20 protein-coding genes are annotated in these 26,381 nt (G+C 54.5%); 8 read left to right on the forward strand and 12 right to left on the reverse strand.

Translation table 11 applies throughout. The annotated features are described in order from the left end of the window. Positions 1 to 10 precede the first annotated feature (10 nt). Together glgX and glgB are read right to left on the reverse strand one after the other, a co-directional pair. On the reverse strand, positions 11 to 1,996 hold the full coding sequence (glgX, locus tag ACMV5I_RS13675) for a glycogen debranching protein GlgX (RefSeq protein WP_414824587.1): 1,986 nt from the start codon (positions 1,994 to 1,996) through the stop codon (positions 11 to 13). Further along, positions 1,996 to 4,179 carry a 1,4-alpha-glucan branching protein GlgB gene (gene glgB / locus ACMV5I_RS13680; protein WP_414824588.1) on the reverse strand — a complete coding sequence of 728 codons (2,184 nt, stop codon included), beginning with the start codon at positions 4,177 to 4,179 and terminating at the stop codon, positions 1,996 to 1,998. The genes glgX and glgB overlap by 1 nt, the downstream gene beginning before the upstream one ends. A 612-nt stretch (positions 4,180 to 4,791) precedes the next feature. Between glgB and ACMV5I_RS13685 the strand changes: the two genes are divergently transcribed. Then, positions 4,792 to 5,277: a GlcG/HbpS family heme-binding protein gene (locus ACMV5I_RS13685; RefSeq protein WP_024482773.1), complete on the forward strand. Its 486-nt coding sequence runs from the start codon at positions 4,792 to 4,794 to the stop codon at positions 5,275 to 5,277. A 224-nt stretch (positions 5,278 to 5,501) separates the two neighbouring features. Here ACMV5I_RS13685 and asd read toward each other — a convergent pair whose 3' ends face one another. After that, entirely contained in the window at positions 5,502 to 6,608 is a 1,107-nt protein-coding gene (gene asd, locus ACMV5I_RS13690) for an aspartate-semialdehyde dehydrogenase (protein WP_024482774.1), read from the reverse strand. Positions 6,609 to 6,810: 202 nt separating this feature from the next. Between asd and ACMV5I_RS13695 the strand changes: the two genes are divergently transcribed. Then, a complete protein-coding gene (locus ACMV5I_RS13695) occupies positions 6,811 to 7,404 on the forward strand; it encodes a YhgN family NAAT transporter (RefSeq protein WP_021181749.1) in 594 nt (197 codons plus the stop codon). A 43-nt stretch (positions 7,405 to 7,447) separates the two neighbouring features. On the opposite strand, the gene gntT is transcribed toward ACMV5I_RS13695, so the two are convergent. Continuing rightward, positions 7,448 to 8,764: a gluconate transporter gene (gntT, locus tag ACMV5I_RS13700; protein ID WP_121608398.1), complete on the reverse strand. Its 1,317-nt coding sequence runs from the start codon at positions 8,762 to 8,764 to the stop codon at positions 7,448 to 7,450. Between the two features lie 306 nt (positions 8,765 to 9,070). Between gntT and ACMV5I_RS13705 the strand changes: the two genes are divergently transcribed. Further along, positions 9,071 to 9,577, forward strand: coding sequence for a gluconokinase (locus tag ACMV5I_RS13705; protein WP_024482776.1), 507 nt, complete (start codon positions 9,071 to 9,073; stop codon positions 9,575 to 9,577). A 36-nt stretch (positions 9,578 to 9,613) separates the two neighbouring features. On the opposite strand, the gene gntR is transcribed toward ACMV5I_RS13705, so the two are convergent. Together gntR and ACMV5I_RS13715 are read right to left on the reverse strand one after the other, a co-directional pair. Then, entirely contained in the window at positions 9,614 to 10,609 is a 996-nt protein-coding gene (gene gntR, locus ACMV5I_RS13710; RefSeq protein ID WP_024482777.1) for a gluconate operon transcriptional repressor GntR, read from the reverse strand. Positions 10,610 to 10,744: 135 nt separating this feature from the next. Beyond that, on the reverse strand, positions 10,745 to 11,440 hold the full coding sequence (locus ACMV5I_RS13715) for a pirin family protein (RefSeq protein WP_021807425.1): 696 nt from the start codon (positions 11,438 to 11,440) through the stop codon (positions 10,745 to 10,747). Positions 11,441 to 11,828: 388 nt separating this feature from the next. On the opposite strand from ACMV5I_RS13715, the gene ACMV5I_RS13720 reads away from it, so the two are divergent. Next, entirely contained in the window at positions 11,829 to 12,326 is a 498-nt protein-coding gene (locus ACMV5I_RS13720; protein ID WP_414824589.1) for a GNAT family N-acetyltransferase, read from the forward strand. 73 nt (positions 12,327 to 12,399) lie between these two features. Here ACMV5I_RS13720 and iolE read toward each other — a convergent pair whose 3' ends face one another. The 4 genes from iolE to iolD all read right to left on the reverse strand — a co-directional run bounded on the left by iolE (position 12,400) and on the right by iolD (position 17,349). Beyond that, on the reverse strand, positions 12,400 to 13,296 hold the full coding sequence (gene iolE / locus ACMV5I_RS13725; RefSeq protein WP_414824590.1) for a myo-inosose-2 dehydratase: 897 nt from the start codon (positions 13,294 to 13,296) through the stop codon (positions 12,400 to 12,402). Positions 13,297 to 13,357: 61 nt separating this feature from the next. Then, positions 13,358 to 14,242, reverse strand: a complete 885-nt coding sequence (locus ACMV5I_RS13730) for a sugar phosphate isomerase/epimerase family protein (protein ID WP_121608395.1) — start codon at positions 14,240 to 14,242, stop codon at positions 13,358 to 13,360. Positions 14,243 to 14,281: 39 nt separating this feature from the next. Continuing rightward, complete coding sequence (locus ACMV5I_RS13735; protein ID WP_024482782.1) at positions 14,282 to 15,295, reverse strand: Gfo/Idh/MocA family protein; 1,014 nt, start codon at positions 15,293 to 15,295, stop codon at positions 14,282 to 14,284. Between the two features lie 113 nt (positions 15,296 to 15,408). Further along, the gene (iolD, locus tag ACMV5I_RS13740; protein ID WP_202810015.1) at positions 15,409 to 17,349 is read right to left on the reverse strand and encodes a 3D-(3,5/4)-trihydroxycyclohexane-1,2-dione acylhydrolase (decyclizing); all 1,941 of its coding nucleotides are present in this window, start codon (positions 17,347 to 17,349) and stop codon (positions 15,409 to 15,411) included. Positions 17,350 to 17,943: 594 nt separating this feature from the next. Between iolD and ACMV5I_RS13745 the strand changes: the two genes are divergently transcribed. Next, entirely contained in the window at positions 17,944 to 19,884 is a 1,941-nt protein-coding gene (locus ACMV5I_RS13745; RefSeq protein WP_414824591.1) for a bifunctional 5-dehydro-2-deoxygluconokinase/5-dehydro-2-deoxyphosphogluconate aldolase, read from the forward strand. 208 nt (positions 19,885 to 20,092) lie between these two features. Continuing rightward, a complete protein-coding gene (locus ACMV5I_RS13750; protein WP_021181760.1) occupies positions 20,093 to 20,929 on the forward strand; it encodes a MurR/RpiR family transcriptional regulator in 837 nt (278 codons plus the stop codon). Between the two features lie 43 nt (positions 20,930 to 20,972). Here the strand turns inward: ACMV5I_RS13750 and iolB are convergent, their stop codons facing one another. After that, complete coding sequence (gene iolB / locus ACMV5I_RS13755) at positions 20,973 to 21,782, reverse strand: 5-deoxy-glucuronate isomerase (protein ID WP_024482785.1); 810 nt, start codon at positions 21,780 to 21,782, stop codon at positions 20,973 to 20,975. 110 nt (positions 21,783 to 21,892) lie between these two features. Next, positions 21,893 to 23,398 (reverse strand): CoA-acylating methylmalonate-semialdehyde dehydrogenase, encoded by a 1,506-nt coding sequence (locus ACMV5I_RS13760; RefSeq protein ID WP_121608392.1) that lies wholly within the window; start codon positions 23,396 to 23,398, stop codon positions 21,893 to 21,895. Between the two features lie 560 nt (positions 23,399 to 23,958). Here ACMV5I_RS13760 and ACMV5I_RS13765 point away from each other — a divergent pair. Together ACMV5I_RS13765 and ACMV5I_RS13770 are read left to right on the forward strand one after the other, a co-directional pair. Then, positions 23,959 to 25,395, forward strand: coding sequence for a sugar porter family MFS transporter (locus ACMV5I_RS13765; protein ID WP_024482788.1), 1,437 nt, complete (start codon positions 23,959 to 23,961; stop codon positions 25,393 to 25,395). Positions 25,396 to 25,422: 27 nt separating this feature from the next. Beyond that, the gene (locus tag ACMV5I_RS13770) at positions 25,423 to 26,259 is read left to right on the forward strand and encodes a TIM barrel protein (protein ID WP_414824592.1); all 837 of its coding nucleotides are present in this window, start codon (positions 25,423 to 25,425) and stop codon (positions 26,257 to 26,259) included. Positions 26,260 to 26,381 lie beyond the last annotated feature (122 nt).

Below are 26,381 nucleotides of genomic sequence, written 5' to 3' on the forward strand. Positions count from 1 at the left end.
CTGACTCCTTTTAATTTTTCTCTACCAGCACGCAAAGCGAATGCGCAACCTGGCACCAGGCGGGTAAAACCGCCCGCGAATCTTCCTGAGTGAAGGGGGCGACAACCTGCCAATCACCCTCGGGTAACGTCATCTCAACGGTCTGCTGGGTGGCGTTGATCACCATCAGCCAGCGTTGCGACAGGCGGATCTGCAAGCAGCGATCGCCCTGTTCCCACTGTTGCGCACTGAGCGGCTGCCCCTGCGCGTTTAACCACTGCACGCTGCCGTCTCCCTCCTGCCACCAGCGGTCTGCCTGCAAAGCAGGAATTTGCTGGCGCAAGCGGATCAGCGCGGCGGTGTATGCGGTCAGTGACTCATCCGCATTGGCCCAATCGAGCCAGGTGGTTGCGTTATCCTGACAGTAAGCATTGTTGTTGCCTTGCTGGCTATTTCCGTGCTCATCACCGGCCAGCAGCATCGGTGTCCCCTGTGCCAGAAGCAGCGTGGCAAGCAGTGCTCGCTGGCTGGCCTGGCGGCGTTGCAAAACGGTTTCGTCGGCAATCAGGCCTTCAACTCCGTGGTTACAGCTAAAGTTTTGGTCGCTGCCATCACGGTTTCCCTCTCCGTTAGGCTGGTTATGTTTCTCCTTGAAACTCACTACGTCCTGTAAGGTAAAGCCGTCGTGGGCCGTCAGCATATTGATGCTGACATAAGGCGCGCGCCCACGTTGGTTGAATACCTCGCTGGAGGCAGCAAAACGCTGGGCAAACTGACCCAGTGACAGATCGCCCCGCAGCCAGAAACGGCGGATATCGTCACGGAAATGGTCATTCCACTCAGCAAAACGGCCGGGAAACGCGCCAACCTGATAACCCCCCGGGCCAATGTCCCAGGGCTCGGCGATCAGTTTGCAGCGCCCCAGCGTATCGTCCGCCAGCATCGCCTGAAACAGCGGTGCATCGCGGTCAAACGCCGGTGTACGGCCTAACACGGTGCCAAGATCGAAGCGGAAACCGTCGACATGGCACTCCCGAACCCAAAAGCGCAGGCAATCCATCACCCACGCCACGCCCGCTGGCTGATCCAACCGCAGCGTATTGCCACAGCCGGTGAGGTTATCGTAGCCACCCTCAGGGGTTAGCCAGTAGTAACTGGGGTTATCGATACCACGCAGCGACAACGTTGGCCCATCCACATCCAGCTCTGCACTGTGGTTGAACACCACGTCCAGGATCACTTCGATCCCCGCCTGGTGCAGCGCTTTCACCGCATCGCGGAACTCACGTAGCGGCGTCGTCCCGGTGCTCAAACTGCTGTAACGGTTGTCTGGCGCGAAAGGAGCCAGCACGTTGTATCCCCAGTAATTGATCAGCCCCAGGCGCTGCAAACGCGGCTCCGTGGTGTGCTGCTGCACCGGCAAAAGCTCCAGAGCCGTGATCCCCAACCGCTTGAAGTAGGCAATCATCGCCGGGTGGCCAAGAGCGGCAAAGCTGCCACGCAATACGGCCGGGATCTCCGGGTGCGTTAACGTCAGCCCCCGGACGTGGGCTTCGTAGATCACCGTTTTGCCCCAAGGGGTGGCTGGCGGGCGATCGTCTTGCCAATCGTAGCTTTCGTCGATCACTACGCATTTGGGCATCAACGGGGCGCTGTCTTGCTGGTCCGGTTGATCGTACCCCCCGTGCAAATGCACATGGTCGGCAACCGGACCTTCGACTGCCCGCGCAGCTGGATCTAGCAACAGCTTGTTGGCGTTAAAGCGCAACCCAAGATGCGGCTCAAACGGGCCATGCACCCGAAAACCATAACGTTGCCCCAACTCGCCCCCTGGCAGATATCCATGCCAGATATCACCGCTGCGGGCAGGTAGCGGCAGGCGTGTTTCACGATATTGCGCATCGAACAGGCACAGCTCAACCTGCGTGGCGTGCGCAGAAAACAGGGTAAAGTTGATGCCATTACCGTCGTAATAAGCCCCTAAAGGCGCGGCAAGACCCGGCGTCAGCTCTACCATCAAGCCTCCCGCCGTAAATAAACCGTGGCCAGCGGTGGCACCATCACGCTGATCGAATGTTCACGACCGTGGCTGCCGATCGGCTGCGAAATCACCCGCCCCTGATTACCCGCGTTGCTGCCGTGATAATGGTGTGAATCGGTATTGAGGATCTCCTGATATTCGCCAGCGCGCCCAATACCGATACGATAATGAGGGCGCGGCACCGGGGTAAAGTTGCTGATGGCAATCAGCTCATTGCCCTGCGAGTCGTAGCGTGCAAAGGCAAATACCGAGTTTTCATGATCGTCGACCACCAGCCATTCAAAACCGTCAGGACGATAATCACGCTCATACAGCGGCGCATTCTCCTGGTAGCAGTGGTTGAGATCGCGTACCAGCCGTTGCACGCCGTGGTGCCAACCGTCCAATCCATCCAGCAGATGCCAGTCCAGGCTGTTATCGAAATTCCACTCACGCCCTTGAGCAAATTCACTGCCCATAAACAGCAGTTTTTTGCCCGGGTGCGCCCACATAAAACCGTAATAGGCCCGCAGGTTGGCGAATTTCTGCCAGGCATCTCCCGGCATCCGATCCAGCACGGAGCCTTTGCCATGCACCACTTCATCGTGCGAGATCGGCAGCACGAAGTTTTCGGTATAGGCGTAGAGCATGCCGAAGGTCATCAGATTGTGATGGTATTTACGGTGCACCGGATCGCACTTCATATAATCCAGCGTGTCGTGCATCCAGCCGAGATCCCACTTGTAGTGGAAGCCTAAGCCGTTGGCATCTGGCGGTAGAGTAACGCCCGGATAATCGGTGGATTCTTCCGCCAGCGTCACCGCCCCTGGCCGCTCTTTGCCCAGAGTCTGGTTGGTGTAACGCAGGAAGGAGATCGCTTCCAGGTTCTCATTGCCGCCATAGTAGTTCGGCACCCACTCACCGTCAGCGCGGCTGTAATCACGGTAAATCATCGACGCCACCGCATCGACGCGCAGGGCGTCGATACCAAAGCGCTCCAGCCAGTAAAACGCATTGCCCGCCAGGTAGTTACGCACCTCGTGGCGGCCATAGTTGTAGATCAGCGTGTTCCAGTCCTGGTGGAATCCTTCGCGAGGATCGGCATATTCATACAGCGCGGTGCCGTCGAAGTTGGCCAGGCCATGGGCATCGCTAGGGAAATGCCCCGGTACCCAATCCAGGATCACGTTGATCCCGGCATCATGAGCCGCGGCGACAAAAGCCTTGAATTCCGCTGGCGTGCCAAAACGACGGGTTGGCGCATACATTCCCAACGGCTGATAACCCCAGCTGCCGTCGAACGGGTGCTCGTTAATCGGCAACAGTTCAATATGGGTGAAGCCCATATATTTAACGTAGGGGATCAGTTGCTCGGCCAATTCTTGATAGCTGAGCCAGAAATTATTGTCGGTATGGCGACGCCAGGAGCCCAGGTGCACTTCGTAGATGGAAATCGGACGGTCAAAGTCATTGGCCCGCTGCCTTTCCGGCGTGTTTTCCACCACCGCAGGCAGCGGTGTGATCAACGAGGCCGTTTCCGGCCGCATCTGCGCTTCGAAAGCATAAGGATCGGCTTTCAGCTGCACGTTGCCGTAACAATCGATAATCTCGTATTTATACAGCTGCCCGGCCTTCACACCCGGTAAAAACAGCTCCCAAATCCCGTTTTCTCTACGCAGGCGCATAGGATGGCGCCGTCCATCCCAAAAGTTGAACTCCCCCACTACCGATACACGTTGGGCATTCGGTGCCCAAACGGCAAAGCTGACCCCATCCACATTATCCAACGAGCCAGGATGCGCTCCCAACCGCTCATAAGGCCGCAGATGGGTGCCCTCGGCCAGCAGCCAGCTGTCAATATCCTGCAGCAGGGTGCCAAAACGGTAAGGGTCTTCGAGAAGTTGTTGATGGTCGCGCCAGCTGACTTCAAGCTGATAGCGGAAAGGGGTTTTACGACGCGGTACGAGAGCGCTGAAAAAACCACGAGCGTCATCGCAATTGAGCTGAACCAGACGGTTACCGGTTTTACTCTCTACCAGCCACACGGTGCCCGCATCCGGCAACAGCGCACAAATCTGTAGGCCGTTTTCGGTTACATGCATGCCAAGCAAGGAAAAGGGATCGGCATAGTGACCGGAGATGAGCTGATTGATCACGTCACGTTCGGGAAGTACAGGCATAGCATTCTTCCTTTGATTAAGAGCATGACTTTTAAAAGGCTACGCTGAACAAAAAGCAGCCGTTGCACCTATCATGCAATTCATTTGCTACCTAAAGCGTGATTTCAGTCGGTTATTGATTAATCGATCGCCTTCATGCTCGCAGTTTCGCTCTTTATGCTTAATTTTTAGGCGAATTTTCACCATTGATGGAAAACTTTTCATCCACCTAATAAGCATAGCCATGTCTGCTAAAAACACGGTGGCATTACCAAGGAAAATTTTTAGCCGAAAAACCGGCGGAGCGGGCAACCTTCGCTGTCTGCGTCTGATATACGACAGGCGTGACGTCACCTTGCCTCTATCGCCTTTACTGCGACAGCAATCGAGACCCAAAATGTGGAAAATAGTGCATTAGAGGACTGAAAGAGATCAGCCTTGAGGAAGTTCAATGTTATAGCAGTAACGTGCAGTGTTGGGGCTCACCGAACGTCAGATCAAACAACGCTCCAGCCCTTATCCCCCAACTCAGTAAAAACACCTAGCCAAGTAGGTAATCAAGACAATAGATTGCTTCAATGACACCCTCTATTCTCTTTGTTACACCAAAGGTCTATTCAGGAGCAAACCAAGATGAAACGTATAATCTCATGCGCCATTTTATTTAGCAGTGTGCTGTCATTCACCAGTGCAGCCAGTGGCATTCTGACCGAAAAGAATCTCTCCCTCGAATTGGCTGATAAGTTGGCGCAAAGTGCTATCCAGGCCTGTAGCGCCAATAACTACAATGTTGCCGTTACCGTTGTAGACCGCGCCGGCATTCCTCTGGTTATCAAGAAGATGGATAACGCAGGTCCTCATACGGTGGAAGCCAGCCGGATGAAAGCATTTACCGCGCTGACCACCAAAAACCCTACCGAAAATGTGATGAAAAATGCCCAGACCAACGCCGGGGCAGAAAATCTGCGTGATATCCCTGGATTTTTATTGCTGGCCGGTGGCGTACCGGTGAAAAGCGGTGAAGAAGTCGTTGGCGCTATTGGTGTAGGCGGCGCACCGGGTGGACACCTTGATCAGCAATGCGCACTTACCGCATTAGAAAAGGTGCTGACGAAATAACACGGCGGGCTTGAATCGGTACGCTGTTTCAATGACATACCGCCAGGCAGGTGCCACACAGCCCCCGCATTACGTTGCCTCCTATCGACGTCCCCAAAGTACGGCCTTGGGGATAACCTAAATGTGCGTTTTGGTCATGCTATCCACATAAAAAAGCCCGCTTTTCAGCGGGCTATCGGGATTTTTGCAGCTTAGTGATTCTTCATGCCACGCAACTCAATATCCTACAGCAGGATACGCAGCATGCGACGCAGCGGTTCGGCCGCACCCCACAACAGCTGATCGCCAACGGTGAAGGCAGAGAGGTATTCCGGCCCCATATTCAGCTTGCGCAGACGGCCAACTGGCGTGTTCAAAGTACCGGTTACGGCAGCAGGCGTCAGCTCACGCATGGTCAGTTCGCGGTCGTTCGGGATCACCCGTACCCAGTCGTTGTGCGTGGCCAGCAGTTGCTCGATTTCTGGCAGAGGGATGTCTTTTTTCAGCTTCAGGGTAAATGCCTGGCTGTGGCAACGCAAAGCGCCCACGCGCACGCACAAACCATCAACCGGGATGATGCTTGAGGTGCTGAGGATCTTGTTGGTTTCCGCCTGGCCTTTCCACTCTTCGCGGCTTTGGCCGTTATCCAGTTGCTTGTCGATCCAAGGGATCAGGCTGCCCGCCAGAGGAACGCCAAAGTTATCGGTTGGCAGCTTACCGGAACGGGTGGCCTCCGTGACTTTACGTTCGATGTCCAGGATCGCCGAGGCCGGGTTCTGCAACTCCTTCGCCACATCCGCATGCAGCATGCCCATCTGGGTCAACAGCTCACGCATATGACGCGCACCGCCGCCAGAGGCAGCCTGATAGGTGGCAACAGAGGCCCACTCCACCAAGTCGTTGGCAAACAGACCGCCCAGCGACATCAGCATCAGGCTGACGGTGCAGTTACCGCCAACAAAGGTCTTGATACCTTTGTTCAGCCCTTCCTGGATCACCGCATGGTTGACCGGGTCGAGGATGATAATCGCATCGTCTTTCATACGCAGAGAAGAGGCCGCATCGATCCAATAGCCCTGCCAGCCGGTAGCCCGCAGCTTTGGATAGATTTCATTGGTGTAATCGCCGCCCTGGCAGGTAATAATAATATCGAGAGCGCTTAATGCTTCGACATCATACGCATCTTGCAGCGTGCCTTGCTGCTGGCCACCGAAAGCCGGGGCGGCAGCACCGAGTTGCGAAGTGGAGAAGAATACCGGGCGAATGGCGTCAAAATCGCGCTCTTCAGTCATGCGCTGCATGAGAACCGAGCCGACCATACCACGCCAACCAATGAAACCAACGTTTTTCATATTTACTGTCCTGCCTTGGAGGATGACTATGCTCTATACCCTTTCAGGAAGGATATGAGATAGAGTTAAGTTATATGTTGTGTGCAATATCTACCCACCTTACAAAATGTCGGCGCGAGCGCAAAGTGAATTTATTCGATAAACGGGCATTTCTCAGCAATGCTGCTTATACCCGCCGTTTTTTCTGATTTTGAGGCCTTAGATGACAGAAATGATTGCGGCAACGGTGTTGCTGTTTTTAATTATGGATCCGCTGGGTAACCTGCCGATTTTCATGTCGGTACTGAAACACCTGGAACCGCGCCGTCGCCGGGCGGTGGTGATCCGCGAGTTACTGATAGCCTTGGTATTGATGCTGATCTTCCTGTTCGCGGGCGAACATATTTTGGCGTTCCTTAACCTGCGCACCGAAACCGTGTCGATCTCCGGCGGGATTATCCTGTTCCTGATCGCCATCAAGATGATTTTCCCTTCGCAGGAGGGCAGCGGTAGCGATCTTTCCGCCGGAGAGGAACCTTTCCTCGTGCCGCTCGCCATTCCGTTAGTGGCCGGACCGTCGATTCTGGCAACCTTGATGTTGCTTTCACACCAGTACCCCAACCAGATTTCGCATCTGGTAGTGGCCTTGCTGATTGCCTGGGGATTGTCGGCGGCCATCCTGCTGATGTCGAACGTGTTCCTACGCTTACTGGGCAGCAAAGGGGTGAGTGCACTGGAACGACTGATGGGGTTGATTCTGGTAATGCTGTCCACCCAGATGTTCCTGGACGGCGTTCGGGCCTATCTGAACCTTTAGCAGTCAGGGCGCAGCAGAGATTGCTGCGCCCCACCGTTAAGACTTAAACCACCATCGCCAACAGCAGGCAGCCAATCAGGCCACAGACTGAAATGATGGTTTCCAACACGGACCAGGACCTGATGGTTTCCATAATGGTCAGGTTGAAATACTCCTTGAACAGCCAGAAGCCTGGGTCGTTAACGTGAGAGAAAATCACGCTGCCCGAACCGACGGCGATAACCATCAGTTCCGGGCTGGCCCCGGTGGTGGCAATCAGCGGAGCCACAATGCCCCCGGCGGTGATTGCCGCTACGGTCGCGGAACCCAGTGCAATACGCAGCACTGCGGCAATTGACCAGGCCATCAGGATCGGTGACACGTCGCTGCCATGCATGATGCCAGCGATATATTGCTCAATGCCGCTGTCCACCAGCACCTGTTTGAACGCCCCGCCACCGCCGATGATTAACAGCATCATGGCGATGATTTTGATGGAGTCACTGACGGTGCCCATCACTTCGTCCATGGTACGGCCACGGTTCAGGCCGAAGGTAAAGATGGCGATCAGCACCGCGATCAGCGTTGCCATTACCGGGTCACCAAAGAACTCGGCGTAAGCCAAGATCGGGTGGCCTTTTGGCAACACCATTTCCGCCACGGCACGCAACGCCATCAGGATCACCGGCACCAGTGCAGTCGCTACACTGACGCCAAACCCTGGCATCTCTTCTTCGGTAAAGGTTTTTGGGTTGTATAAACCGACCGGAACCGGCTTATCGATGCCTTTCAGGAAGCGGGCATAGACCGGACCTGCCAGGATCACGGTTGGGATTGCCAGCAAGGTGCCATACAGCAGGGTTTTACCCATGTCCGCATGGAAAATGGTAGCAATGGCCGTTGGGCCTGGGTGCGGCGGCAGAAAACCGTGGGTAACGGACAGCGCCGCAGCCATCGGCACACCGACATACAGCAGTGGGATACGCGCAGAGGCAGCAATGGTAAACACCAAAGGCAGCAACAGCACGAAGCCCACTTCGTAGAACAGAGCAAAACCGACGGTAAAACCAGTCAGCACGATGGCCCATTGGATATGCTGTTTACCGAACTTGTCGATCAGCGTGGTAGCAATCCTCTGCGCACCGCCACAGTCCGCCAGCAGCTTACCGAGCATGGCACCAAAGCCCATGATCAGCGCCAGACCGCCCAGCGTTCCGCCCACGCCGGCCTTGATGGAACCAATTACTTTGTCTACCGGCATTCCCTGCATGATACCAACCGCCAGAGCGACCAGAATCAACGAGATAAAGCCGTTCAGCTTAAAGCGGATCATCAGCAGCAGTAGCATGGCTACGCCGATGGCAACAATCACTAGTGGCATAATTTTTCTCCAACCCTTTTATCACTTGGCCTCTTTACGCAACGGCAGCGAAAGAAGGTGCTTTGTTTTATTGTACGACCTTATCCTGGTGGTCTAAGTAGGCAGCTGAGTACAGTGGTATAGCCAATGGATGCAGATTGCAGCCCGCCACGTGGCAACATGAAACGCCGGGCGAGTTCCCTGTTCTATGCTGTGTGATGACAATCACATCTCCATTTGTTACCCGTATCATGATACCGGTAACATGATAAGATCCGGAACCAGGTAACCCAGCAAAATTCGCATTCTGAGATAGAGATCAAACTTATGGCGGGAAAAAGCATCATCCTGATGGGCGTCTCCGGCAGCGGCAAATCCACGATTGGCGCGGCGGTAGCACGGGAAATCAAGGCAAAATTTATCGATGGCGACGATCTGCATCCACGCGCCAATATCCAGAAGATGGCCAGCGGCCAGCCGCTGAATGACGAGGACCGCGCACCCTGGCTGCAGCGCCTCAACGACGCGGCGTACAGCCTGAATCACAAGAACGAAAGCGGGATTATTGTCTGCTCGGCGCTCAAGCGCCGCTACCGCGATCTGCTACGCAAAGACAATGACAATATGGTGTTTATCTATCTGAAAGGCAGCTTCGAGGTGATCCTGGCCCGTCTGCAAGCCCGCTCCGGGCATTTTATGCCCACCGAGCTGCTAAAAAGTCAGTTTGAAGCATTAGAAGAGCCCGGGGCCGACGAAAAAGATGTGATTTGCGTGGATATCGATACCGACGTTGAAGGCGTAGTTGGCCGCTGTGTTGCAGCGCTGAAGCAATAAGTTAGCCGTGCTGGGCGCTGGTGGTTGCGCCCAGGTTCAGATGCTGCCACCGGGTGCCACGGTGAAACCCACGTCCACCATACGTGGGGAAACAACTTCTCCACGCAGCCGTGCCAACAGGCGCTCAGCGGCGATCTGGCCCATATGCTCACGCGGTGTCAGCACGCTCGCCAGTTTTGGCACCATCACCTGGCCGATATCGTGGCCGTGGAAACCGGCAATCGCCATATCCTGCGGGATAGATAGCCCCTGGCGCTGGCACTCGAATGCCGCACCGATCGCCAGGTCATCGTTGGTACAAAAGATACTGTCAACCTGCGGATAATCGCGCTGTGCCTCGCGCAACATCTCACCACCGGCCGAATAGGAAGAAGAACGTGCGGTCATGATACTGTAGGCTTCAAGACCAGACTCACGCATGGCCTGTTCGTAGCCCTGCTGTTTGATAATGGTGCGTTCATCCTGACGCGCGCCAAAGTACACCACATGACGATGGCCACGAGCGATGATCTGCTGGGTCATTTGGCGGGCCGCTTCAAAGTTGTTGAACCCGACCGCCAGATCGATACAGGGTGAGACACAGTCCATCAGCTCCACCACCGGGATGCCTGCAACTTCAATCATCTTCAGGGTACGTGCGGTATGGTGGCGTTCGGACAGGATCAGCCCATCGATGTTATAAGAAAACAGCGACGTCAGACGCTCTTCCTCACGCTCCGGCAGATAGCCGTAGTGCGCCAGCATGGTTTGATAGTTGTGTGCATCGGTAACGCTTTCGATACCCCGCAACACTTCGGCAAATACCTGGTTAGTCAGCGACGGCAGCAACACGCCGATCGCCCGGCTGGTCGCATTGGAAAGGATATCCGGGGCGCGATTGGGAATGTAGCCAAGTTCGTCCAGCGCTACCGCAATTTTTTGCTGTAAAGCGGCAGAAACCTGATCGGGATTGCGCAAATAGCGGCTCACCGTCATTTTGGTGACGCCAACCTGATCTGCAACATCTTGAAGCACCGGCCGTTTTTTCTTCATTATCACTGAACTGGCTAACCGTGAATGGGCGGCCATTTTAGCAAATAAAACGCCTTTCCGATATTGTTGGTTATCCGGCCAGCAGACACAAAAAAGGGCCCGGTATTGCACCGAGCCCTTGCCATTATTCTGTCATCACACTGGTGGCAGATCGAACAGTAAAATCTCGCTGTCTTCATCGGCATGGATAGACAGCGCTGTCTCATCCCAGATGGCAAAAGCATCGCTAATACCCGCTTTGTGGCCATTGATAGAGACATTGCCATGCACCACCTGGATCCAAACGCGGCGTTCTGCCTGGATTGGATAAACGGATTGCTCGTCTTTCTTCAGCGCCCAGCGAGACAACGTCATATCCTGGAATACCTTCAGCGAACCTTCACGGGCATCTGGCGACAGCACCAACTGGCGGCCCTGAGGCGCATCAAACATCCGCTGCTCATAACGTGGCTCCAGCCCAACCTGATCCGGAATAATCCAGATCTGGTAGAGATGCAACGGCCGATCGCTATTGGCATTGTACTCGGAGTGACGCACACCGGTCCCTGCACTCATGATCTGGAACTCACCGGCATTGATCTGTTCTTTGTTGCCCATGCTGTCCTGATGCTCCACCGTGCCGCTCAGCACGTAGGTCAGGATTTCCATGTCTTTATGGGGATGAGTACCGAACCCCTGGCCTGCATCAATCACGTCTTCGTTGATCACCCGCAGCGCCGAGAACCCCATAAAGTCGGGATCGTAATAGTCAGCAAATGAGAAAGTGTGCCAGCTGTCGAGCCAACCATGATTGGCATGACCGCGATCTTGTGCCTTACGTAAATAAATCATATTCAACTCTCCTCAACGTTTTCTACAGTCTAGACCTGACGGAGGAATATGAAAGCGCAAAAATCTCACCCCTCTGTTCAAAAAATTAGGTGGAGTTTGGCAGCAAGAAGCAAAGGATTTGTGGGATGGGATAACCGCTGAATTTGGGCAAAAAAAAAAGCCAGCACCCGAGCTGGCTAAGTAAACACTGGAAGCAATGTGAGCAATGTCGTGCCTTCAGCAAACAGTATCAAAGGTTGATACTCTCTCTGAACGCATGACAATAATAATCATTATCATTCGCACCTGTAAAGCGTTTTTTTGACCAATGGGAAATTATATTGACTCAGGGGAGTAAACGGATAATTTGGGAGGTTATTCAAACGGTAAACGCGAAAGAGAGGAAAAAATGAGCGAGATTGTAGTTCGTCACGTGGAAAGTAACGATGCTGAAGCCTTGCACCAGCTATATTCCCACCCGGCCGTTTACCGTGACACGCTACAACTACCGCTACCGTCAAAAGCCATGTGGCAACAACGTATTGCTAACGTGCAACCCGGAACCTACAACATGGTGGCCTGCATTGACGATCGTGTGGTGGGGCAGCTGTTCGTAGAACTCAACCAGCGGGTACGCCGCCGCCATGTGGCCACTATTGGCATTAGCGTGGATGCCAGTTACCACGGCAAAGGCGTTGGCAGAGCGCTGATGAAGGCGATGATCGATATCTGTGACAACTGGGCAGGCATTGAGCGCATCGAGCTCACGGTGTACACCGACAATCAGGGTGCCATTGCGCTGTACCGTAAGTTCGGTTTTGAAATTGAAGGCACCAGCCGCCGCTTTGCCATGCGCGATGGCGAGTTGGTGGATGCCTATCATATGGCTCGGTTTAAAACCGCGTAATCAGAACGGCAATGTCGGAGGGGCGTTCATATGAACGCTCCTCCTGTCAGACACAGCATAACCAATAACTGACCTAAAGCCCGGCAGTTTCGCGAATATAGCGGCGTGCTTTCACAGCGTATTCAAAAGGATTGGCCAGCGCCGGATCCTGCTCGGCCTCCACCACCATCCATCCCTTATAGCCACGCTCATCCAGCAGCTTGAATATCGGCCGGAAATCGATCACGCCATCCCCCGGCACGGTGAAGGTGCCTTTTTTCACCCCGTCCAGGAAGCTAAGGCGCTTGGCCTTAACCTCTGCCACCACCTCGTCACGCACGTCTTTCAAGTGCACATGGTTGATGCGCGGCAGGTATTTCTCCAGGATCGCCAACATCGCCTGTTGGCTGCCTTCGGAGTAATAGGCATGTCCGGTATCAAACAGCAGGTAAACATCGTCGTTCACCATGCTCATATAGCGGTCTATCTCTTCGGTGGTCTGGATGCCCGTGCCCATATGATGGTGCAGGCAGACCTGCATCCCCTTTCCGGCGGCAATTTTCGCCAGCTCGTTATACCCCTGCGCCACCCGCTGCCACTCTTCATCGCTAAAATAGGGCTTCTCTTCAAATACCGCCTTGGTGGTGCCCTGAATGCTCTTGCTCTGCTCGGAGCAGCCAATCACTTTGGCCCCCATCGCATGCAGGAAATTCATGTGGTTAATAAACTCATCGATGGTCTTTTCCTTCAGCCCATCGGCAAAAAACGTGCTGAACCAGGCATTACAGATCTGGATCCCGCGGATATCCAGCATCGGCTTCAGCACCTTGGGATCGCGCGGGTATTTGCTGCCCACTTCGCTGCCGGTGAACCCGGCCAGCGCCATTTCGCTGACGCACTGCTGGAACGTATTCTCGTTGCCTAACTCCGGCATATCGTCATTCGTCCAGCCAATCGGGGCGATTGCCAGCTTTACGTTGTCTTTGTTCATTTTCAGCCTCAGTCATGTAGGCACTTACCGGCTATCTTCCCAGCCGGCCTGGCCAGGAATGTTATTTACCCAAAAGCTCTTTTTCGATGCGTTCCCTGGTGGCCACCGCCTGGGCAGGCATTCTCTCTGGGTAGCCGAACAGCGAGGTACAGATGATGGACTCCCCACCGACCTTGAAGGTACGGCTGGCAAATTCCATATCGCGCAGGGTTTGGAACAGGGTCGCGAAGTCCACTTCCCCTTCGCCAATTGCCATATGTTGGTGCACCGCCGCATCGACGCCCGGCGGATTGACGATATACCGGCAGGGGCGGGTGTGATTCATGGTATCGGCAATCAACACGTGGGAAAGATCGCTCCCGGCATAGCGCAGCATATTACCGATATCGCCGCGCCCTTGGTCGTAATAGAAGGTATGGGGAACGCTGTAGAGATAGGTCACATTATCGCTGCGCAACGATTTCACCATGTCGGCGGTTTCATTGCTAAGCTCGCAGAAGTCCCACGGATGGGACTGAATTTCCATGCGAATGCCTTCACGTTCGATAATCGGCAGCAGCTCCTCCATCGATTGATACCACAGCTCTTCGCAAATCTCCGGCTCGTTCGGGTTGCCCGCCAGCTCGGTGTTGATCACCTGAACCCCCATCTCCACCGCGATTTCGATCATCCGCCGCCAGTTCTTGACCGCCGCCCGACGGCGGTCTTCCCCAGGGCCAGACCAGCGATACACCACGATAAAGGAGGAAATCTCCACCCCGGTGGCTTTCAGCACCCGTTGATATTCCGCCAAAACGTCACGACCGGCTTTTGGATGTTTATAGAATGGGTTGATCTGCGGGTGTGGTGACTGCTCAATGTACTTATAGCCCCAGTCAGCCACCTGCTCCACCATCTTGGTAATGCCCAAATCTTTAATCACATCGACGTCAAAAGCGATTTTCATGGTCGCCTCCTTCAGAGCATGAATGCGGTAGCTACGGGCTTATTTGCCATAGAAGCCAGGGCGAGCGGGCAAGGTCACTGGCACCACTTCACCGCTGTTCTGCGCGGCGATACAGGCATCTGCCGCCACCGCAGCTGCAAAGCCATCCCAAGCAGAAGGTCCGGTGAGCTTGCCGGCCAAGACGTCATTGATAAAGGCTTGCAGCTCAACGTCATAAGCACCGATAAAGCGGTCTTTCCAGTCAACCAGGATCTCGGTGGACAGTTTGGCACCGCTGCGCATTTGCACCGCGGAAGGTTCTGGCAGCTTGGCGATGCCGGTTTCCCCCACCACCTCACACTGAATGTCGTAGCCGTATTGGCAGTTAACAAAGATTTCAACGTCAATACGGGTGCCCTTGGCCGTTTCCATCAACACAATTTGCGGATCTCTCAAATGTGGCAGGGCTTTACTGCTCTTGCGTGGGAACACCACCTGTACCGAAACGTAATCATCGTCCAACAGCCAACGCAGCACGTCTAACTCGTGAATGAGCGTATCGGTTATGGCCATATCCGTGGTGTAGGCTTCACCGACTCTTGGGTTGCGGTGGGCACAATGCAGCATCAGCGGTTCGCCGATCTGGCCGCTGGTCAGCACCTGTTTCAGCGCCCGATAGCCCTGATCGTACGGGCGCATAAAGCCGACCTGTACCAGGCGTTTGCCATGCTTGGCTTCAGCATCCACGATGTTCTTGCAGCCTTGTGCCGTGACCGCCAGCGGTTTCTCGCAAAACACCGGTTTGCCCGCAGCAATGGCGGCCAGCACAAACTCTTCATGGCTCGGCCCCCATGACGTAACCAGCACCGCCTGGACGTCTGTGGAATTGATCAGATCGTGGGCATTGTCATAAACCTTGGCGTCCAGTTTCAGTTCGCTGACCACCTTGGCCGCACTGTCTCGGTTAATGTCATTCACCGCAACCACGCGGCTGCCCTGCAACACCTGGCTACAACGGCGAATATGATCCCTACCGATAGCGCCGGTACCAATAACCCCAATGTTCAATGTCATTTTCGTTATCCTCATGGACTGTAAACGGCAGACGCAAGGTCTGAGGTAGATCCGATTGTTTATGTGAGCGCGGCGTTCTCCACCGCAGCTACGATTGCCAAGGCATTGCGTTATCAGTAGTCGCGGGCTTTATCGATGTTCTCTTGCAGCTGGCGGGCGACGGCGATAATTTTTTCACTTTCGGCCACCTGGGCACCGCCCACGCGCCACCAACTGAGATATTTGTGCACCATGGTTTTCGGCAGCACTTTGATATCCAGCAGGGTAGAAACCTGTTGCTTGCGGGCATCCGCTAGCGCATCGATCAGCTGTTGTTCGGTGGTTATGCTGTAGGTTTTGCAACCATAGGCCGCTGCCAACATGGCAAAGTTGACCGGCACGAGCTTGCCATCCAGTTTGCCGCCTTGCGGATTACGGAAGCGGAACTCGGTGGTGTAGCTCCCCATGCCGTGCTCTATCTGCAGGTTATTGATGCAGCCGTTGGTCATGTTGTCGAACAGCACCACGTTGATTTTGCAGCCTTCCTGGATCGAGGTGACCAGCTCGGAATGCAGCATCATGAACGCCCCATCCCCCACCATGGCGTAAACTTCGCGCTGTGGCTCCGCAAGCTTGACGCCTAACGCGGCGTTTACCTCATAGCCCATACAGGAGTAGCCGTATTCCACGTGATAGCCGTGCTCACCCCGGTTTTGCCAGACACGCTGCAGATCGCCCGGCAAACTGCCAGCGGCGGCAACGATGACGCTGTCCTGCGGTAAATACTCATTCAGCACCCCCAGCACTCGGCTTTGGGTTAATACGGAGTCGGTTTTTTCGATAAACTCGGCAAACACCTGTTCACGATCGAGGCTGTCGTCGATTTCCGGTACAAAGCCTTCGCCGGTATAGGTCACTTGATAGACACGCTCGGTCTCTTTTTGCTGTTCGCCACGCGCCTTGCTGATAGTTTCTTGCCAATCGGCACGATAATCCGCCTGAGCCAACAACGGGCTGAGAGAGGCCAGAGCCGTACGGGCATCCGCCAAGACTTGCAGACCGTCCAGCTTGCCGGCATCAAACGCGCTGACGTTGATGTTAAGGAAGGCCACATCCGGATTTTGGAATAGCCATTTGGACGAGGTGGTGAAATCGCTGTAACGGGTGCCGATGCCGATCACCAGGTCTGCCTGCTTCGCCAGCGTGTTGGCCGCCAGACAGCCGGTTTCACCGATGCCCCCCACATTATAAGGATGAGCCGAAAGCACCGTACCTTTACCAGCCTGAGTTTCGGCAAACGGAATATGGAAGCGTTCAGCAAACTGCTGCAACGCCTGCCCAGCCTGCGAATATTTCACCCCGCCACCGCAGATTATCAACGGCTTGCGTTTACCCACCAGCAACGCCAAAGCCTCTGCCAGAGATTCTTGGCTGGCCGGACGGCGCTCAAGGCGATGCAGCCGTTTGTGGAAGAAATAGTCTGGGTAATCGTAGGCTTCGCCCTGAACGTCCTGCGGCAGGCAAAGCGTGACGGCACCGGTTTCTGCCGGATCGGTCAGTACGCGCATGGCATTAATGCAGGCGCTCATCAGCTGTTCCGGGCGCACAATGCGATCCCAATATTTACTGACGGCGCGAAATGCGTCGTTGGTGCTGATGCTTAAATCGTAGGATTGTTCGATCTGTTGCAATACCGGATCGGGCTGGCGAGAGGCGTACACATCGCCCGGCAGCAGCAGTAAAGGAATGCGGTTAGCCGTGGCAGTGGCCGCAGCAGTGATCATATTGGCCGCGCCGGGGCCGATGGAAGAAGTACAGGCGTAGATCTGCTGGCGTAGCTTCTGCTTGGCAAACCCGGTAGCGGCATGCGCCATCCCCTGTTCGTTGCGCCCCTGATGCACCACCAGATCGCCACAGTCTTGCTCCAGAGCCTGCCCAAGGCCGAGTACGTTACCGTGGCCGAAAATGGCGAAGATACCCTTTACGAATTTGGTTTCAACACCGTCTACCAGCAGGTACTGGTTGTCGAGAAATCTGACCAACGCCTGTGCCATGGTCAACTTGATCTTACCCATTTTACTCACCCTTTCATTTGGCGTTATCCCGAGCCTGCTGCAGATGGTGGTTTGCGAGCAGGCAAGCGTATCCGTTGGCGTAGCGCTGACTTTCGTTACACAAAAGCAGTGATAATCTTTTCTGGGTTGTTACACACTGCTCATGCAATAAGCGGTTTGAAACGTGCATTGATTATAAACAAATATATTTTTCATAAAATATCAATACAGAAAAAACATTTCATTTTGCGATAAAGATCGCATATTACCAAACCACCCAGGTTGCAGTTATTTATATAATTCAATTGATTAAGTAAAAAGTCATCATGACTCTCTTTCGATCGATGCGCCCACTCGCCGATCGAACCAGCAGCCATCAAGGTGGCACTCGCTTGTGCAGGCCATTTCAGCAAGGGATTGTTCTATCAATAATAATGTGCCGATTCGGCAGGCTACCCGGTGTAAGCTGCTTTTAAATGCATCACATTTTCGGGGTATAAATTTCATTTAATATTGAAATTGAAATTTTTATTCCTCATACTTCGAGCCATGCTTCCTACTTAGCTCCTTTACCGGGTCGCAATCGGTTTTGCTTAATGACAGAAGGAAACGGGTATGGCCACACAACAAAAGCAGCTTGATGTCATTTGCCTAGGGCGCATCGCTGTCGATTTCTATGCTCAAAAAATCGGGGCACGCCTGGAAGATGCCAGCTCATTCTCCAAATATCTTGGCGGCTCCTCCGGCAACGTGGCCTATGGCACCGCAATCCAAGGGTTAAAATCCGGCATGCTGGCTCGCGTAGGGGATGAGCACATGGGCCGCTTTCTGCGTGAAGAACTCCAGCGCGTCGGCGCGGACACGCAGAGCCTGATCACCGATAAACAGCGCCTCACCGGCCTGGTGATCCTGGGCATCAAGGATCAGGAAACCTTCCCGCTGATTTTCTACCGTGAAAACTGTGCCGACATGGCGCTGACACCCGAGGATATCGATGAGAACTACATCGCATCATCACGGGCTTTGGCGATCACCGGCACTCACCTTTCCCACCCCAAAACGCGCGCTGCGGTGCTCAAAGCGTTGGAATACGCCCACCGCCACGGGCTGCGTACCGCATTGGATATCGATTATCGGCCAGTGCTGTGGGGGTTGACCTCGTTAGGCGATGGCGAGACTCGCTTTATCGAATCGGAAAAGGTGACCCGCGAGTTGCAGGAAGTTCTGCACCATTTCAATCTCATCGTGGGGACTGAAGAAGAGTTCCATATCGCTGGCGGCAGTACCGATACGCTGGTCGCGCTGCAAAACGTCCGTAAGGTCACCCAGGCCACGTTGGTGTGCAAGCGAGGGGCGCAGGGATGCTCGGTATTTGAAGGGGATATCCCCACAGATTGGCAACAAGTCAAACTGCATTCTGGCGTTCGCGTTGACGTTTTGAACGTGCTCGGCGCGGGTGATGCCTTTATGTCTGGCCTGCTACGTGGCTATCTTAATGATGAGGGTTGGGATCAGGCCTGCCGTTACGCCAATGCCTGCGGTGCGCTGGTAGTGTCACGCCACGGTTGCGCCCCGGCAATGCCGACCAAGCTGGAGCTGGACGATTACCTGCAACGCGAACAAGAGGTGAAACGTCCGGATCTGGATGCCCGACTGAACCATCTGCACCGCGTTACCACGCGCAAACAGCAATGGCCTGAACTGTGCGTATTCGCTTTTGATCACCGCAAGCAGTTGGCAGAGATGGCGCGAGAGGCGGGAGTGAGTACAGAGCGGATCCCGCAGTTAAAAACGTTGCTGTTGGCTGCCGCACAGGCTGCGGCAACAGAGGCGGGGTTACACGGCAACAGCGGAATTCTGGCAGATACGACCTACGGCCAGGCGGCGTTGAATGCCATTACTGGCCAGGGCTGGTGGATTGGCCGCCCGGTGGAGTTGCCAAGCTCCCGCCCTTTGCGGTTGGAGCACGGTAATATTGGCTCGCAGCTGATCGACTGGCCCCAAGAGCACGTGGTCAAATGCCTGGTGTTTTATCATCCACAGGATGCCGAAGCGCTGCGCCGTGAGCAGGATGAGCTGATCGTTGACGTGTATCGTGGCTGCTGCAAATCGGGCCATGAGCTGTTGCTGGAAGTCATTTTGCCAGAAGGTCATGCCGACAAAGACGAGAGCAACTATCTACAGGTGATGGAACATTTCTACCGGTTGGGCGTGCTGCCAGACTGGTGGAAATTGCCACCGCTTAGTGCCGCCAACTGGCAAAAAGTGGGTGAATTGATTGAAACTTACGACCCATTCTGCCGCGGGGTGCTAATCCTCGGGCTAGACTCCCCACAGGAAACGCTGAAAGCCGGGTTCGCCGCAGCCGCAGATGCCCACTGGGTAAAAGGCTTCGCGGTTGGCCGTACCATTTTTGGCACTTCTTCACGCCTTTGGCTACAAGGTGAGATCGATGACACCGGGCTGGTCGAACAGGTGAAACAGAAATACCTGACGCTGATCGGTTTCTGGCGGCAATATCGCCCGCAGCCTGCGAGTAAAACCAGCCGTAGTTAAGCTGGCGTGGTTAACGAACCTACCCCTTAAAGTGATTTTCGCTGCTTTAAGGGGATTTTTTTGCCCATTTTCTGTGAAGTAACGCAACTGGCGACGAAATAAATCGCTTTTTGTAGAAATGAAATGTCCACTCCATCTGTTAGAATAACCGGACAATATTTTCAGCGTATAAACCAATACGCCTCAGCCAATACTGCGAGCCGAATGGATGACTAACCCAACTCAACTTTCGCTGTTACAGGACGAAATCCGCCGCCGTTATGAAACGCTGAGCAAGCGCTTGAAACAGGTAGCACGCTACATCCTGGATAACAGTAACAGCATTGCTTTCGATACCGTTGCCTCCATCGCCGCACAGGCCAGTGTGCCGCCTTCTACCCTGATCCGTTTCGCCAACGCCTTTGGCTTCAGCGGTTTCAACGAAATGAAGCAGGTCTTCCGCCAGCATCTGATGGAAGAAACGGTGAACTATACCGAGCGCGCACGCCTGTTCCGCCAAACCTCTACCGACGACAGCGTTGCCCCGGAAAAGCCGGCAGAAATCCTTAACGTGTTTACGATGGTCAACTCGCAGGCGTTGCAACAGTTGGCGATGCAAACCAGTGCAGAGCAGTTGGATCGGGCGGTAGAGCTGCTGAATAACGCGGAAAATATCTACGTGATCGGCCTGCGCCGCTCATTCAGCGTGGCTTCTTATCTCACCTATGCCCTGCGCCACCTCGAAAGGCGCGCCTTCCTGATCGACGGGTTAGGCGGGATGTTTACCGAACAGCTCAGCATGGTGAAGCCCAAGGACGTAGTGATCGCCATCAGCTATTCGCCTTATGCCAAAGAAGCGGTAGAACTGGTGGAGTTGGGTGCCAAGCAGGGCGCACAGCTCATCGCCATTACCGACAGCCAGGTCAGCCCGCTGGCCGCCTTCAGCGATGTCTGTTTTGTAGTGCGCGAAGCACAGGTAGATGGGTTCCGCTCGCAGGTGGCCTCCATGTGCCTAGCACAGACGCTGGCGGTATCATTGGCGCTGAATAACGCCAAAGAGCTGTAATATTCGGTTAAACGGGCGCAGCCGCGCCCCTACCTTGTCAGTATCAATAGCTTTCGCTGTTGATCCAGGCGTGATCTTTTTCCCAGGTGAACTTCCACAAGCGTACCGGCCCCGCCATCACGTTGAGATAATAGCTGTCATATCCGGCCAGAGTTGCCACCGGATGGTAACCGCGCGGTACTTTCACCACATCGCGGTTATAGACCGGCATACACTCATCCAGCGAACGATCGTCGGTATAGACGCGTTGCAGGCAGAACCCCTGTTCAGGGTTAAGACGGTGGTAATAGGTTTCTTCCAGGTAGGTTTCGTCCGGCGAGTTTTCCTGGTCGTGCTTATGGCTTGGGTAGGAGCTGGTATTGCCTTCGTCGGTATAGACCTCAACCACCAGTAGGCTGTCAGCCGGTTGGCTATCAGGCAGAATATTGTGTACCAGCCGTTGGTTACGGCCTTTACCCCGCCGCTCCACACCGACGTCTGCCGGGGTGATCAAGCGTGAAGGCAGATGCCCGTTACCCGGTGCGCTGCATACCGCCAGTTCCAGATCGGTCTCTGCCCGGACTTCAACCTGGTCGTGGTGCGGAACATAAACGGAATAAGGTGGCGTACGTTCAAACGGGCTCATCCGCTTACCAATGTGTGGATACTCCGCTCGTTGCGTTGCCACAGAGGCAATACCCGCGACCAGCACCAGGCAAAGCTCCTTATCGCCACTCTCCAACCGCAACGACTGCCCGGCCGCTAACCGATAGACCTCAAACCCGACAAAACGCCAACCGGCATTTTCCGGGGTGACGGACTGAATACGTCCCTGAGCATCCGGTTGCTGACATTTCGCAAGTAATGATGACATGACAATGCTCCTTAAATCCCGTGCTTGTGAGTGTGGCTGCAATACATTGATACCAGCAACAGCGGCCGCTATCCCGGTGGAATAACGGCCTCGGCATACCTGGCTGCGGTTTAGCCCAGCGTTGGCATACTGTATTCGGAAACCGTTTGCTGGCCGGTTGGCCAACGTGCGGTGGCCGTCTTCATCCGGGTATAGAATCGCACGCCGTCCGTACCATGTACGTTAAGCGCACCGAATACCGAACGTTTCCAGCCGCCAAAGCTGTGGAAAGCCATCGGTACCGGTACCGGCACGTTAACCCCCACCATCCCCGCCTGAACCTCATGCACAAACTGGCGAGCATAGTGGCCATTATTGGTGAAAATAGCGCTGCCGTTACCAAACTCGTGGCTGTTCACCGTATCGATGGCCGTTTGGTAATCGGCGACCCGTACAATGCCCAATACCGGCCCAAAGATCTCTTCGCGATAGATACGCATATCCGGCTGTACGTTATCGAACAGGGTACCGCCCACGTAGTAACCCTCTGGATAACCCGGCACCTGATAATCGCGGCCATCGACCACCAGCGTTGCGCCCTCTTTAACGCCAATATCAATGTACCCCAGCACTTTTTTCTGATGGGCGGATGAGACCAACGGCCCCATTTCATTTTCCTCGCCGCCTTGCTGCATGCCGGGGCCAACCCGCAGTTGGGCGATCAGAGGTTTGAGTTTGGCAATCAGTTTATCTGCGGTGCTATCACCAACCACGACGGCCACTGGCAGCGCCATGCAACGTTCACCGGCCGAGCCAAATGCCCCTCCCATCAGCGCATTGACCGTGGCATCCAGATCCGCATCCGGCATAACGATAGCCTGATTTTTGGCGGCCCCAAAGGCCTGTACACGTTTGCCATGTGCGCTGGCGGTGGTGTAAATATGCTCTGCAACCGTGGATGAGCCAACAAAGCTCACCGCCTGAATGCGTGGATCGGTGCACAGCTGCGAGGCCTCTTCATTGCCGCAATGCACGACGTTGAATACCCCATCCGGCAGGCCCGCCTCTTTCAAGAGTTCTGCCAGACGCACGGAGGCAGAAGGCACCAACGCCGGAGGCTTCAGTACGAAGGTATTGCCACAGGCCAGCGCGATAGGGAACATCCACATCGGCACCATAGCCGGGAAGTTGAACGGTGTGATCCCGGCCACTACGCCCAGCGGCTGCATCAGCGAGAAACTGTCCACGCCGGTGCCTACATCCGGTGAGTATTCTCCTTTGAGCAGGTGCGGAATACCGCAGGCAAACTCCACCACCTCCATGCCACGGGTCAATTCACCCAGCGCGTCGGAATAGACTTTGCCATGTTCACTGACGATCAGTTGCGCCAACTCTTCGCGGTGCTGCTCTAGCAATGCTTTGAAATTGAACATGATACGCGCCCGGCGCAGCGGCGTGGTACGCGCCCAGTCGGTGAATGCCTGATGGGCGACATCAATAGCCTGTTTCACTTCGGCGGCGGTGCTCTGCGTCACACGGCGTTCAACCTGGCCGCTAGCCGGATTGTGCACGTCGACGGTTTGGTTACTGCTGCTCAGGCAAACCTGCCCACCAATAAAGTTACCCACGGTTTTCATGTTTCACCCTCTTTTAAGTCCGCTATCGCCACCGGTTGAAGCATTCCCGCATACCGTGACGTTCATCGTGCCGCCTGCAAGAGTACGGCCCACAGGCAGATTAAATCCTGACCAGATGAATCAAACTCTATTCCATTGAAAAAAAAGTTTCAAATAAAAGTTTTTAGAAAATTTGTTTTTAGTGCCGCCGATCGCAAATTTGCCATGTCCGTAGGCTGAGCGGGTGGTGACGAACGATGCTATCCGCGATCCGCTAGCTGCGTGGCTTTACGCAGTAATCCCTATTTTTTATACAGATACGCTTTCCCGCTTGTGCGAGTCAATTTTCCAATCTGCTATGCAAAACGATGAGAACATTTGCCCTATTTATGCTCAATTTTTTGAACTGGATCTAAAAATCAATATTTCATTATTCACTAAATATGAAATAAATGTTCTTGTCTGCCAAAGGCCCACTGAAAAACACCGCCTTGATGACAGGCACGGTTCACCCTTCTGCCTCCCTACACCCTACAAGTCACTTAAGTAGGCAGAAGCCAGGATAAAAATCGGAGCAACATATGTCACATCAGCGTAAACACAATACTGGGTATATTCTGCGTATCTGCGGGATTGCAGCACTCGGCGGCATTCTGTTTGGTTATGACACCGCCGTGATTTCTGGTGCGATCGAAGCCCTTAAAACCTACTTTGACCTCAGCCCGGCAGAAACCGGCTGGGCAGTGTCCAACGTGGTGATCGGCTGCGTGGTCGGTGCCTTCGGCGCTGGGCCGCTGGCCGGGCGCTATGGGCGTAAAAAGGCCCTGGTGGTCGCCGCCTTCCTGTTTACCGTCTCTGCAGTCGGTGCCGCTCTGGCTACCACCTTCACCTGGTTTGTTATCTATCGCATCATCGGGGGTCTGGCCGTCGGGCTGGCCGCAACGGTATCCCCTATGTACATGTCAGAAGTCTCACCGAAGGATATGCGGGGCCGGGCGCTCAGCATGCAGCAGTTCGCCATCGTGTTCGGTCAGATCGTGATTTTTTACGTTAACTTCAAGATTGCCAGCTATGCCAGTGAAGCCTGGCTGGTGGAGATGGGTTGGCGCTGGATGATTGGCTCAGAGGTGATCCCCTGCCTGCTGTTCACCGCCTTGGTCTTTGTCATCCCCGAATCACCACGCTGGAGCGTAATGGTAGGCCGCGACGATCAGGCTTTAGCCATGTTGACCCGCGTTTCAAATGCTGAGCATGCTAAAAGCGTGTTAAGAGAAATCAAGGAGTCGCTTCGCCAGGACGAGCAGCACCGTAAGCAAAAGCTGAATTATGGCGACGTACGCGTACGCTTCATCCTGTTTGTCGGCTGTATGATCGCCATGCTGCAACAGGTGACGGGGGTTAACGTCATGATGTACTACGCCCCGGTGGTGCTTAAAACCGTGACCGAAAACGCGCAAGAAGCCCTGTTCCAGACCATCTGGATCGGCGTATTGCAACTGGTCGGCTCGGTGATCGGCGCCATGCTGATGGATCGCATAGGCCGTATCCCACTGATGCGCTGGGGCACCCTGGGCACCATCGTTGGCCTGCTGATCACCTCTTATGCCTTGTATACCCAGGCAACCGGCTACTTCGCGCTGTTTGGCATGCTGTTCTTTATGGTGTTCTACGCCATGTCATGGGGTGTAGGTGCCTGGGTGCTGGTCTCCGAAATTTTCCCCAACCGCATGCGTTCACAAGGGATGAGCATTGCCGTTGGCTGTATGTGGCTGGCCAACTTCGTCGTGGCCCAGAGCTTCCCGATGATCAATGACCAACCTTATCTGTTCTCCACCTTCCACGGGGCGTTCCCAATGTGGGTGTTTGCCGCCTGCTGCCTGTTCAGCTATTGGTTTATTGCCCGCTTTATTCCAGAAACCAAGGGCGTTTCACTGGAAAGAATGGAAGACGTCGTGATGGCAAAACGCTATCGCCAACCGCTATCTGAAATCGTCACGGTAGAAGATGGCAAAGCCTAAAGCCGACAAACCCAGGAGTGATGCATCATGGCCATTGCATTGGAACGTTTTTGTATCAACCGTAAGATCGCCCCCAATCTCACGCTGGAGAACTTCTTCCGCCTGGTGAAAAGATGTGGGTTAAGCAAGGTCGAACTGCGCAACGATATGTCGGGTGGCAAAGTGGCCGACAACCTGAGCAACGAGCAGTTAAACGCGCTGGCCGAAGAGTTCGGCATTGAGATCGTCACCATCAATGCGCTGGGAATGTTCAACCTGCTGGAAGATCAAGCAGCACTGCTGAAAAACGCTGAAGCGTTGCTGGTTCAGGCGAAAGCTATCCATAGCAAGGCGGTGGTGATGTGCCCACATTGCAACGCGAGCGACCGGCGTAGTGAATCGCAAAAAAGGGAAGATACGCTGGCTGCACTGCGGCTACTCGCTCCGCTATTCAAGCAGTATGGCGTTGAGGGCTACGTGGAACCATTGGGGTTTGGCATAAGTTCACTGCGCTCTTCCTTGCTGGCACAGGCAATCATTCGTGATTCTGGCGCACCTTATAAGATCGTGCTGGATACCTTCCATCACTATCTGAGCGACGTAGCACAACCGGAGTTTGATGCTCAGATCCGGGTTGAGCAGATTGGTTTGGTGCATCTCTCTGGCGTTGAGGATCCGCTCATCAAAAGCGCATTGAGCGATGAAGAACGCATTATGCTGAGCGAGAAAGATCGGTTGGCAAGCGTAGCCCAGGTACAAAACCTGGAACGTTTGGGCTACCGGGGGATCTATGCCTTCGAACCGTTCTCTTCACAGCTAACTACCTGGACAGAGGGCGATATCGAGCGCGAGATCCGCCACAGTATTGCATTGCTGCAACAGTAAAAGTAAAACCCCCCGTAGAATGCGGGGGGTTGTTTTAACAGCGTAACCCTGACGTGTTTGATAGCGCCACCACAAGCATGCGTAGGGCCCTATGAATTCGCGTCGGAATAGTTAACGAAGTA

It is taken from the genome of Serratia sp. T13T92 (genome assembly GCF_047530105.1).
GTDB lineage: Bacteria > Pseudomonadota > Gammaproteobacteria > Enterobacterales > Enterobacteriaceae > Chania > Chania fonticola.